The following is an 11,712-nucleotide window of genomic DNA, read 5'->3' on the forward strand; positions in this document are numbered from 1 at the left end:
CCGCAAAGCGGCAATCATCATTTGTCCGAAGGACAACATCATGTTTGCGCAGCAAATACATCATTTATAAAAACTTCGTCCACACTTCCCCTTCCGGCAGCGGCAGGGTGAAGGCCATGGGCTCCCCGCTTTCCGGGTGCCGGAACTGCAGGCCGCAGCTCTGCAGGGCAATATTTCCCTTCACCCGGCTGCCGTACTTGCCGTCCCCGGCCAGCGGATGCTTCCGGGAGGCAAACTGCACTCTTATCTGATGGGTGCGGCCGGTGTGCAGCGTGATCTCAGTCAGGCTGTTCTCCCCTGCTGTCTGCAGGATGCGGTATTCCAGCACCGCTTCCCGTACACCCTTGCGCGGGCGGCTCACCGGGAACACCCGGCCCTTGCGGCTGTCCTTGAACAGGTAGTCCCGCAGGGTGCCGCCTTCCGGCAGATGTTCGTCCGGTCCGCCTGCGATGACGGCCCGGTACTGCTTGACGAACTGCGGCGCTTCTGCCCTGCCCTCGGCCCGGCCGTCCTGCACGGCGTAGGCGTTCTGGCTCTGGGTGACCTGGCGGCTCAGTTCTGCGGCCGCCTTCGGCGTTTTGGCAAACACCATCAGGCCGGACACGCCGGTGTCCAGCCGATGCACCACGCCCACAAAGGCGTCCGGGGCGTTCCAGTGCTGCCGCAGGGCGGCGGGTACGCCTTCCTCGCTGGAAAGCCCGACAGGCTTGTCCACCACCACAAGGGCCGCATCCTCGTACAGGATGTTCACAGCTTGCCCTCGGCGAGGAGGGCCTTCAGCTTCAGGATGCCCGCGATGGTCTTGCCGTCCTTGATCTCACCGCTCATGACCATCTCGTAAGCCTTTTCCAGCGGCACGCGGTCGGGGGTCAGAAACTCGTCGTCGTCCAGATGCATGTGGGTCTCGTGCAGGCCGGTGGCCACCCAGGTGTAGATGACCTCGGTGTCGTAGCCCACGGTGGGGAAAAACTCGCCCAGCGAGGTGTACTTGTCGGCGGTCAGGCCGCACTCCTCCTCCAGCTCGCGCTTGGCGGCCTCGAAGGGGTCCTCACCCTTTTCCAGCTTGCCGGCGGGCAGCTCCCACAGCTCCTGCTGCATGGCGTAGCGGAACTGCCGCACCATGCAGATGGTGCCATCCGCAAAATACGGCACGATGCACGCGCCGCCGTGGTGATGCACCACCTCGCGTGTGGCAGTCTTGCCGTTTTCCAGCAGGGCGGTATCCTTGGTCAGGGTGATGACCCGGCCCTCAAAGAGCACCTCGCTGGTGAGCGCTTTTTCGTAATGTGTGGTCTTCTCCATTTTATTACCCTCTTTGCCCGGCACAGCGCCGGTTTTCTATGGCTTCAGTTTACGGCAAAGAGCGGTTTGTTGTCAATAATAAGATGGAGAGAAAATACGATTTAGAATGCCCTCCGTTTCACTCTGGGCATCTTCAGCGGAAATATTATTTTTAATTTGCGAAAAAGAAAAGCCTGCGGGCTTTTCTTTTTCGCTTTTTCACGGGAAGGGTCGTAACGGCAAACAGCATCTGCTGGCGCTGGCTCCCCTGCGGGGAGCTGCCGCCGCAGCGGCTGAGGGGCCTTCAAATCGGAGAAACGAAAAAATGCGTTTAGCGAAGCGGCTAGCATTTTTCCGCTTCGACTTCTCCTTTGGGATTATTAAGGGCGAGCAGCCCTTAATTCGTGGATCCAGCGCGTCGAAATCGCTGCGACCTTGCCGCGCTGAACACGCGGCATTTGCTTCGCAAACCGGTCTGCGGCTTAAAAGCCCCACTGGGGCTTTCATGCCCTGCGGGCACCGCCGTCCTTTCTGGTTCTCTTTTGTGCGGCAAAAGAGAACAAACTCCGCCGAGATGCAGCACATCGAAATCGCTGCGACCTTGCCGCGCTGAACACGCGGCATTTGCTTCGCAAACCGGTCTGCGGCTTAAAAGCCCCACTGGGGCTTTCATGCCCTGCGGGCACCGCCGTCCTTTCTGGTTCTCTTTTGTGCGGCAAAAGAGAACAAACTCCGCCGAGATGCAGCACATCGAAATCGCTGCGACCTTGCCGCGCTGAACACGCGGCATTTGCTTCGCAAACCGGTCTGCGGCTTAAAAGCCCCACTGGGGCTTTCATGCCCTGCGGGCACCGCCGTCCTTTCTGGTTCTCTTTTGGTGCCAAAAGAGAACATCTCCGGCGGCAGCGCACTTTCATAAAAAATATCCATGTTTTCCAAATGCAAAATCCAGCTGAAATGAAAGCGGCTTTTTACTGAATTTGGCAAGGCAGTCAAAGCAAACCTGCTCAAAACCCGAAAATCCGCGCCAGCGCTCACTTTAACACGCTAAAGACGTACAAAAGCGCTAAAAATTTTTTTTATTTTTTGGTGCGTTTGTTGGGCGGTTTGCGTTTACTTTGCGGGCAGAATTTGCTATTATAGTATACAAGCAATAGTGCCTTTTATGGGGTTCTCCGGTCCCAGCGGGCATATTGCCCCGCGCAAAAGGTACCAAATTCTGAATAATGGAGGAAGAAAAATGCCTAGAGCAAAGCAAACGATGGATGGCAATACCGCTGCCGCCCATGTAGCGTATGCCTACACGGACGTGGCTGCCATCTACCCCATTACCCCGTCTTCTCCGATGGCTGACTCTGTGGACCAGTGGTCTGCAGCCGGTCAGAAGAACATCTTCGGCAACCAGGTCAAGGTCGTCGAGATGGAGTCTGAGGCAGGCGCTGCCGGCGCTGTGCACGGCTCTCTGGGTGCAGGTGCTGTTACCACCACCTTCACCGCTTCTCAGGGCCTGCTGCTGATGATCCCCAACATGTACAAGATTGCTGCTGAGCAGCTGCCCTGCGTGTTCGATGTTTCGGCTCGTACCGTTGCTACCCAGTCCCTGAACATCTTCGGTGATCACAGCGACGTTATGGCATGCCGCCAGACCGGTTTCGCAATGCTGGTCGAGAGCAGCGTGCAGGAAGTCATGGACCTGTCCCCTGTTGCCCACCTGGCAGCAATCGAGGGCCATGTTCCCTTCCTGAACTTCTTCGATGGCTTCCGTACTTCTCATGAGTACCAGAAGATCGAGAAGTGGGATTACGCCGATCTGAAGGAAATGTGCAACATGGAGGCCGTGGAGGAGTTCCGCAAGAAGGCTCTGAACCCCGAGCACCCCAAGATGCGCGGTTCCCACGAGAACGGCGACGTGTTCTTCCAGCATCGTGAGGCTTGCAACGCTGTTTACAACGCTCTGCCTGCTGTTGTTGAGAAGTACATGGCAAAGATCAACGAGAAGCTGGGCACCAACTACGATCTGTTCAACTACTACGGCGCACCCGATGCTGACCGTGTGATCGTGGCTATGGGCTCCATCTGCGACGTTGCGGATGAAGTCATCGACTACCTGAACGCACGCGGCGAGAAGGTCGGTATCATCAAGGTCCGTCTGTATCGTCCCTGGGTCTCCGCTTCCCTGCTGAAGGTCCTGCCCAAGACCGCCAAGAAGGTGGCTGTGCTGGACCGCACCAAGGAGCCCGGCTCTCTGGGCGAGCCCCTGTACCTGGATGTTGCCGCTACCCTGCGTGAGGCTGGCCTGAACGATGTCGTTCTGACCGGCGGCCGTTACGGCCTGGGCAGCAAGGATACCCCGCCGTCCTCCATCTTCGCTCTGTTCAAGGAGCTGGAGAAGGACGAGCCCAAGGAGCGTTTCACTCTGGGTATCACCGACGATGTCACCTTCCTGTCCCTGCCCGAAGTCAAGCCCGCTCCCATCACCGCAGCTGCTGGCACCAAGGAGTGCAAGTTCTGGGGTCTGGGCGGCGACGGTACGGTCGGCGCAAACAAGAACTCCGTCAAGATCATTGGTGACCACACTGATAAGTATGTGCAGGCATACTTCCAGTATGACTCCAAGAAGACCGGCGGCGTGACCATCAGCCATCTGCGTTTCGGCGACAAGCCCATCCGCAGCCCCTACTACATCAACCAGGCTGACTTCGTGGCCTGCCACAACCCCGCTTACATCCACATGGGCATGAAGATGGTCCAGGATGTCAAGCCCGGCGGCGTGTTCATGATCAACTGCCAGTGGTCCGATGAGGAGCTGGGCCAGCACCTGAATGCCGAGGCAAAGAAGTATATCGCTGACAACAACATCCAGCTGTATACCATCAATGCTATCGATAAGGCGATCGAGATCGGCATGGGCAAGCGCACCAACACCATTCTGCAGTCTGCATTCTTCAAGCTGGCTGACGTCATGCCCATCGAGGATGCCGTCAACTTCATGAAGCAGGCAGCTCAGAAGAGCTACGGCAAGAAGGGCCAGGACGTCGTTGAGATGAACTGGAAGGCCATTGACGCAGGCGTTGACGCCATCCACAAGGTTGACGTGCCCGCATCCTGGTCCAACCCCGAAGCTGATCCCGCACCCAAGGCTCTCACCGGCCGTCCGGAACTGGTCAAGCAGATCCGCGACGTCATGGAGCCCATTGCCCGTATGGACGGCGACAGCCTGCCTGTTTCCTCCTTCGCGGCAAATGCAAACGGCGAGTGGGAGCAGGGCGCTTCTGCATACGAGAAGCGCGGCACCGCTGTCAACGTCCCCGAGTGGGATGCTGCAAAGTGCGTTGGCTGCAACCAGTGTGCATTCGTGTGCTCTCATGCTACCATCCGTCCCTTCCAGCTGACCGCTGACGAGCTGGCAGCTGCTCCTGCTCAGACCAAGAGCCGCGACAACCGCCCGGCAAACGAGTACAAGTTTGTCATGGCAGTGTCTCCTCTGGACTGCATGGGCTGCGGCGAGTGCGTCACCGTCTGCCCCACCAAGGCGATCCAGATGGTTCCTCAGGACAGCCAGGCCGACCAGCAGGCAGTCTTCGACTACTGCGTGGCCAACATCTCCAAGAAGCCTTCCAAGTTTGCTGACGATACCGTCATCGGTTCTCAGTTCAACCAGCCGCTGCTGGAGTTCTCTGGCTCCTGCGCAGGCTGTGCCGAGACTTCTTACGCTCGCCTGATCACTCAGCTGTTCGGCGAGAAGATGTACATCTCCAACGCTACCGGCTGCTCCTCTATCTGGGGCGGCACCGCTTCCATCTCTCCGTACACCGTCAACAAGGACAGCGGCCATGGTCCTGCATGGTGCAACTCCCTGTTCGAGGATAACGCAGAGCATGGCCTGGGCCTGTACATCGGCCAGAAGACCATCCGCGAGAACCTGATCAAGGAAATCGCAGAGGTTGCTGGTTCCGACAAGGCTTCTGCAGAGCTGAAGGCTGCTTTCGAGCAGTTCATGGCAACCAAGAACAACACCAAGGCCAACGACGAGCCCGCAAAGGCCCTGATCGCTGAGCTGGAGAAGGCTGCTGCTGCTGGCTGCGAGAAGTCTGCAGAGATCCTCAAGAGCAAGCAGTACATCGCCAAGAAGTCCGTCTGGATCTTCGGCGGCGACGGCTGGGCATACGACATCGGCTTCGGCGGCCTGGATCACGTTCTGGCTTCCGGCGAGGATGTCAACGTCATGGTCTTCGATACTGAGATGTACTCCAACACCGGTGGACAGGCATCCAAGGCTTCCAACATCGGTGAAGTCTGCCAGTTCGCTGCTGCTGGTAAGGAAATCAGCAAAAAGAGCCTGTCCGAGATCGCTATGACCTATGGTTACATCTACGTTGCTCAGATCGCTCTGGGCGCTAACATGAACCAGGCTGTCAAGGCAATCGCTGAGGCTGAGGCTTACCCCGGCCCGTCTCTGATCATCGGCTACGCTCCCTGTGAGCTGCACGGTGTCAAGGGCGGCATGACCAACTGCCAGAACGAGATGAAGAAGGCAGTCGAGGCTGGCTACTGGAACCTGTTCACCTTCAACCCCGCCAACAAGGCACAGGGCAAGAACCCCTTCACCCTGACCTCCAAGGCTGTGGACAACGAGAAGTATCAGGCTCTGCTGGCAAACGAGACCCGTTACAGCCGTCTGACCCGCGCCTTCCCTGAGCGTGCTAAGGAGCTGTTCGCTCGCAACCAGGAGGTTGCAAACGACCGCTACGAGCACCTGACCCGTCTGGTCGAGCTGTACAAGTAAGTTATCTTCTGCATATAACGGGAACTCTTAACAGCGGCCCCTGCCTTTTCCGGAGTGAAAGGCGGCAGCCCCGCGCCGGCGGTTACTGCGCAATGCAGCGGCGCGAACCTGTGAATGATGTCCTGTCCGGCAGAAAAAAGCTGAACGTCCGGCCCAAGACCCGGCAAAACGGTCAACCCTGATTTCACTTCCCGGTGCCGTGTGCTGTTCCGTGTAGCGCACGGCTATGGGATATGAGATACCAAAGCGCCCGCGAGGGTCCTTGAAAGCACACCCCGCGTGTGTCAGGAGCATAAGGTCTGCGTGCAGATACCTTGCTCCGCCTGCTGCATAAGACCTGTTTCGGCAGGCATCTTGCCGCAGTGAAAAACGAATCTCGTTTTTAGCGCCCCGCTCACCGCAAGGTGACCGGGGCGCATTTTTGTGTAAATGAAACTATAAGCCCGGAGTGTCCGCAGACGCTCCGGGCTTATATATTGACGAAATAAAAGTTATTTGTTCGTCACAAATTCAATTTTGACATTCATCCCCATACCAGCGGCAAGGCGCTGCAAGGTGCGCAAAGAAGGGTTTGCATTCCCTCGTTCCAGCTTGCTGATATCGGCCTGTGCAATGCCGGTGCGCTCCGAAAGCTGTTTCTGGGTCAGACCGCTTTCCTTCCGGGTATCGAGCATGGCCTGCGCAATGGTAAGCTCCGGCTGAAGAGCATCCCATTCTGCCTTAAAGGAAGGCCGCTGTAACTGTTCATTCAAATAATTCCGAAAATCACTCATGAGGAGCTCTCCTTTCGATAAAAATAGTCCGCACGATATTTTTGCGCCAGTGTATCCAGAAAATCACGAACCGGGCAACTGCCGTCTGCCTTATAATAAAAATTCACTTCAAAAGCGGACGTTTTCAGCATCCTTTCCGGTCGATGACATCCTATTATTATAATATAGGATAAAACAAATATTGTCAAGAAAATTTTTTATCACAAAATCTTCCAGAATTTTCCGCTTCCTTTTTACAGTTTCTTCATAGCTTCTTAACGAAATGAATTGTGAAAGCTGTTATACTTTTGCCATGGGAAGTGGGGCCGCAACCGCTTCCCAGAGTAACATGATTCCTCCTCACACCAAGGCAATATCCAAACAAAGCGCCCCTTCCGGTATGCCGCAATGCCGGAAGGGGTGTTTTGTTTTATAAAATTCCTGTAAATCCATGGTTTAGGGTTGACCGTGTTTTTTTGCGGCGCTATAATAAAAAAGAAGATGGAGCAGAACGCCCTGCAGGGGCGCTTCGTGCCCCGAAAACGTGAAATTCTGGAGGTGAACGCAGGACAATGGACCCGGATCATAGTCGAAGTAGACCCACGGATGCGGTGGATCGGACAACAAAAAAGCCTGCGCTCGCCTTCTTTGCTTGTTGAAAGCGGCCTGCACCCCCAGGGTGCTGGTGCCATTTTTCAATAAATAGAGTAAGGCGCAGCTTTGCGTGCGCGGAAATGCGGTTTTTGCGGCATTCCGGCGGCGAAGCGGCGCTGTTTTTGTTTCCCGATCTGCTGCGTCCTCATCAAACCCTGAGGAGGTACGCCCAATGGAAATGAACGATAAGATGCAGAACATGCAGGCTGCGGAAACCGCTGCGGAGCAGACCCTGCCGGTGCAGGAGCTGCCCGCCGATATCCCCGACGAGGTGCGCCAGAAGCTGGCCCAGGACCTGAACGAGGAAGCCACCGAGGACCTCAAGCAGGACATGCGCGAGGCCGAGCGGGAAGAAGCCAACGATGAAGAAGTCAAGGCCAACCCCGAAATGCTCACCAAGAGCCGTCTGCTGAAGCTGCTGATCAAAAAGCAGTACGTCAAGCTGCGCGAAGTGACCGAGGAAGAACAGCCCGCCGACCTGGCCGAACTGCTGGAAGAACTGGATGAGAACAACCGCCTGGTGGTGTTCCGCCTGCTGAAAAAGGAAGTGGCCACCGAGGCCTTTGCCTACATGTCCGACGAAGCCCGCGATGATCTGGTCAACGCCTTCTCGGATGTGGAGCTGGTGGGCGCCATCGAGGAGATGAGCCTGGACGACGCGGCGGACCTGCTGGAAGATATGCCCGCAGGCGTGGTCAAGCGCGTGCTGGAGAAATCCTCCAAGCAGACCCGCGAGAGCCTGAACAAGCTGCTGAACTACCCCGAGAGCTCCGCCGGCAGCCTGATGACCCCCGAATACGTCCGCCTGCGCAAGGAGATGACCGTATCCCAGGCGTTTGAAGCCATCCGCAAGCAGGGCGAGAACGCCGAGACGGTCTACACCTGCTATGTCGTGGAGCGCAACCGCCTGATGGGCGTTGTGTCCGCCCGCAGCCTGCTGCTGGCCGAGCCCCACACCCCCATCGCCGAGATCATGGACGACAACGTGGTCACCGTGAAGGTCACCGACGACCAGGAGTATGTGGCCCGTGAGATGCAGCGCTACGACTTCACCGCCATGCCCGTTCTGGACAACGAGGGCATGTTCGTGGGTATCATCACCATCGACGATGCAATCGACGTCCTGACCGACGAGAGCACCGAGGATATGCAGAAGATGGCCGCCATTCTGCCGGATGACGACGCCACCACCTACTTCGGCACCAGCGTCTGGACCCACGCCAAGCAGCGTATCCCCTGGCTGCTGATCCTGATGCTTTCCGCTACCTTTACCGGCATGGTCACCACCCACTACGAGGAAGCCTTTGTCAGCCTGCCGCTGCTGGTCTCCTTCATGCCCATGCTGATGGACACTGCCGGCAACTGCGGCAACCAGATCAGCACCCTGATGGTGCGCGGCCTGGCTCTGGGCGAAGTGGAGCCCAGCGACTTCATGCGCGTGCTGGGCAAGGAGCTGCGGGTCTCGGCCATCGTGGGCGCGGTGCTGGGCATCGTGAACGGCCTGCGCATCTACCTGATGTACACCTTCCTGTTCCCCGGCCAGTACGCCAACGTCATGGGTTACGCCGTCGTGGTCAGCGTGTCACTGTTCTTCAGCGTCATTCTGGCAAAGCTGGTGGGCGGTATGCTGCCGCTGGCCGCCAAGAAGCTGGGTGCCGATCCGGCCATCATGGCAACGCCCTTCATCACCACCATCGTGGACGCCTGCAGCCTGATCCTCTACTTCCAGATCGCACAGCTGGTGTTCCGCAATATGATGTAATTTTGCTTTTATAATTTGGAATTGTCTCCGCTTCGCTCTGACAATATCAGCGGAAGATTATTTTTATAGTTTGTAACTCCGAAACGACTGCGGTCGTTTCGGAGTTACTTTTTCACAAAAAAAGTTGTAAATGTAAACGGCATCTGCCGGCGCTGGCTCCCTGCGGGAGCATCCGCGCGGCAGGCATAAAGATGCAATTTTCAATTACAGCTTTTCTCGTGAAAAAGCAAAGCGGAAAATTCCGCAGGATTTTCCGCTTTGCAAATATAAAATAATAATTCCGCTAAACATGCCCAGAGCGAAGCGGCGGGCATTCTAAATCGTTCACAGTGTATGGTAATACGGGCAGATGTCCTCATAGTGCCCGTCCTTCATGCGGAAGCCGCCCGGGATAGTGCCCAGCTGCACGAAGCCCAGCCGCTCGTACAGGTGCCGCGCGTGGGTGTTGCAGGCCACCACGGCGTTGAACTGCATCACCCGGAAGCCGTGGGCCTTCGCCTGCGCCAGGCAGTCCGAGACCAGCTTTTCCCCGATGTGCAATCCCCGCGCTTCGCGGTGCACGGCGTAGCTGGCGTTAGCGATGTGCCCGCAGCGGCCGATGTTGTTCGGGTGCAGGATGTACAGGCCCAGCACGGTGCCGGTGTCGGCATCCTCGGCCACGGCATCGTAGGTCTGGGCGGCGAAAAACGCCCGGCCGGTGTCCAGCGTCAGCGCGTCCTCCTGCGGGAAGGCCACGCCGTCCTCCACCACCTGGTTCCAGATCTCCACCATGGCGGGCAGGTCTTTTTCGGTATAGGCACGGATCACGATCTTCATGCCGCAAAATCCCCCATTCTTCTGGTAAATCTTCCAATTTCTGCGGTTCTGATTCTAGCACATCGCACAGAAAAAGGCAAGATTTCCGCCTTTTCCGCGCCCGGGAACGGCGGTGTGGAAAACTGTGCTTTTCCCCGCATTTTCCACAGGCGGGGTTTGCAGCCGCCCCGGTGTTGAAAACTTTGGCCCCGTTCATTCCAGATTGGAGAACCGAAAACGGGAACGCCGCAGCGGACTGTAAAATGAAAAGAAAAAGCTTCGACTTTCTTTTTTATAAAAGGTGAAACGCCCTCTTTTTCGCCCAAAACATCCCATGCACCTTGTCGAAGGATTACGCCGTGTATACAGCGGCTGCATTTGCATTGTGGAAAACCCGGTGGAAAAAGTGGAAAACCGCATGGAAAACTTCCCTTTTTCTTCACAAAAACGGTGGAAAACCCGGTGGAAAAAGTGAAAAGTTCATTCCCGAACGGAAACTCCATACAATTTTCGGTTGTGATTTTGGGCCCAAAAACCCGCATGAATGCTGTGGTATTGGGCCGGGCGCGGTGCGTTTTCCACGCAGGGTGTGTGCGCTTGAATGCCTTGACCAATCATGATACAATAACAGCAGAAAACTGTGAGAAAACGGCCGGTCTCCACCGGTCCGATCAATGGAGGCGAATCGCATGAACAACTGGCTGAACAGGCTGGAGCGCAAATACGGCCGCTTTGGCATCCCGAACCTCACCAACATTCTGGTGGGCGGGCAGATTTTGGTCCTTGCCATCGAGCTGTTCGTGAACCGGACGGTGACGGCCTGGCTGGCGCTCAGCCGCTTTTTCCTGCTGCAGGGGCAGGTGTGGCGGGTGGTGAGCTTTGTGTTCATCCCCTTCTCCGGCGGCAGCATCCTCAGCGTGGTGCTGGGCATCTACTTCACCTGGTTCGTGGGTACGGCGCTGGAACGGGAGTGGGGCGACTTCCGCTACACGGTCTACCTGCTTTCCGGGATGCTGGGCACCGTGCTGGCCTGCCTGGTCACCGGCCTGACGGCAAGCACCTACTGCCTGTCGCTTTCGCTGCTGCTGGCCTTTGCCATGCTCTACCCGGAGGTGCAGCTGCTGCTGTTCTTCGTCATCCCCATCCGGGTGAAGTATTTCGGCCTTTTTGCGGCCGTGATGTGGGTGCTGAGCTTTCTGGGCGCGCCGCCGCTGCAGAAGCTGAGCCTGCTGCTCAGCATGGCGAACGTCTGGCTGTTCTTCGGCCCGATGGCCTACCGCAGCATCCGCGCGTGGATTCGCCGCGAACAGTGGAAGCGGAAAAACAGGAGATAAATAAAAGTTTCTGGATGATGCGAAAGAGTTTCACCGGGCGGGGATTGTTCTCTTTTGGCACCAAAAGAGAACCAGAAAGGACGGCGGTGCCCGGAGGGCATGAAAGCCCCAGTGGGGCTTTTAAGCCGCAGACCGGTTTGCGAAGCAAATGCCGCGTGTTCAGCGCGGCAAGGCCGCAGCGATTTCGATGCGCTGCAGCCGGGCGGGGATTGTTCTCTTTTGCCGCACAAAAGAGAACCAGAAAGGACGGCGGTGCCCGGAGGGCATGAAAGCCCCAGTGGGGCTTTTAAGCCGCAGACCGGTTTGCGAAGCAAATGCCGCGTGTTTAGCGCGGCAAGGGCACGGCGA

Annotated in this window: 11 protein-coding genes; 4 read left to right on the top strand and 7 right to left on the bottom strand. The window is 57.1% G+C overall.

The genetic code is table 11. From position 1 onward, the window contains the following. Nucleotides 1–64: 64 nt before the first annotated feature. Nucleotides 65–751, bottom strand: coding sequence for an RluA family pseudouridine synthase (locus CGS49_RS03545; protein ID WP_097800540.1), 687 nt, complete (start codon nt 749–751; stop codon nt 65–67). Continuing rightward, a complete protein-coding gene (locus CGS49_RS03550; protein WP_097800541.1) occupies nt 748–1,302 on the bottom strand; it encodes an NUDIX domain-containing protein in 555 nt (184 codons plus the stop codon). Before CGS49_RS03550 ends, CGS49_RS03545 begins: the two co-directional genes overlap by 4 nt. A gap of 106 nt (nt 1,303–1,408) precedes the next feature. Between CGS49_RS03550 and CGS49_RS14130 the strand changes: the two genes are divergently transcribed. Then, entirely contained in the window at nt 1,409–1,894 is a 486-nt protein-coding gene (locus tag CGS49_RS14130) for a hypothetical protein (protein WP_179859016.1), read from the top strand. Between the two features lie 56 nt (nt 1,895–1,950). Here CGS49_RS14130 and CGS49_RS03565 read toward each other — a convergent pair whose 3' ends face one another. Continuing rightward, nucleotides 1,951–2,292, bottom strand: a complete 342-nt coding sequence (locus CGS49_RS03565) for a hypothetical protein (protein ID WP_143405799.1) — start codon at nt 2,290–2,292, stop codon at nt 1,951–1,953. Between the two features lie 229 nt (nt 2,293–2,521). Here CGS49_RS03565 and nifJ point away from each other — a divergent pair, with 229 nt between their 5' ends. Continuing rightward, complete coding sequence (nifJ, locus tag CGS49_RS03575) at nt 2,522–6,067, top strand: pyruvate:ferredoxin (flavodoxin) oxidoreductase (protein ID WP_097800546.1); 3,546 nt, start codon at nt 2,522–2,524, stop codon at nt 6,065–6,067. Nucleotides 6,068–6,558: 491 nt separating this feature from the next. On the opposite strand, the gene CGS49_RS03580 is transcribed toward nifJ, so the two are convergent. Continuing rightward, nucleotides 6,559–6,840 (bottom strand): helix-turn-helix domain-containing protein, encoded by a 282-nt coding sequence (locus CGS49_RS03580; protein WP_097800547.1) that lies wholly within the window; start codon nt 6,838–6,840, stop codon nt 6,559–6,561. Between the two features lie 435 nt (nt 6,841–7,275). After that, a complete protein-coding gene (locus CGS49_RS14135; protein ID WP_179859017.1) occupies nt 7,276–7,674 on the bottom strand; it encodes a hypothetical protein in 399 nt (132 codons plus the stop codon). On the opposite strand from CGS49_RS14135, the gene mgtE reads away from it, so the two are divergent. Next, the gene (mgtE, locus tag CGS49_RS03590) at nt 7,646–9,235 is read left to right on the top strand and encodes a magnesium transporter (RefSeq protein ID WP_242975349.1); all 1,590 of its coding nucleotides are present in this window, start codon (nt 7,646–7,648) and stop codon (nt 9,233–9,235) included. The genes CGS49_RS14135 and mgtE overlap by 29 nt on opposite strands. Before the next feature lie 324 nt (nt 9,236–9,559). Here the strand turns inward: mgtE and CGS49_RS03595 are convergent, their stop codons facing one another. Then, nucleotides 9,560–10,051 (bottom strand): GNAT family N-acetyltransferase, encoded by a 492-nt coding sequence (locus CGS49_RS03595; RefSeq protein WP_097800549.1) that lies wholly within the window; start codon nt 10,049–10,051, stop codon nt 9,560–9,562. Beyond that, nucleotides 10,048–10,533 (bottom strand): hypothetical protein, encoded by a 486-nt coding sequence (locus CGS49_RS13880; RefSeq protein WP_143405800.1) that lies wholly within the window; start codon nt 10,531–10,533, stop codon nt 10,048–10,050. The genes CGS49_RS03595 and CGS49_RS13880 overlap by 4 nt, the downstream gene beginning before the upstream one ends. A 186-nt stretch (nt 10,534–10,719) precedes the next feature. On the opposite strand from CGS49_RS13880, the gene CGS49_RS03600 reads away from it, so the two are divergent. Next, on the top strand, nt 10,720–11,364 hold the full coding sequence (locus tag CGS49_RS03600) for a rhomboid family intramembrane serine protease (protein ID WP_097800550.1): 645 nt from the start codon (nt 10,720–10,722) through the stop codon (nt 11,362–11,364). Nucleotides 11,365–11,712: the final 348 nt, after the last annotated feature.

Origin of the sequence: Faecalibacterium langellae (assembly GCF_002549775.1) — a bacterium.
In the GTDB taxonomy this organism is placed as follows: Bacteria; Bacillota; Clostridia; order Oscillospirales; family Ruminococcaceae; genus Faecalibacterium; species Faecalibacterium langellae.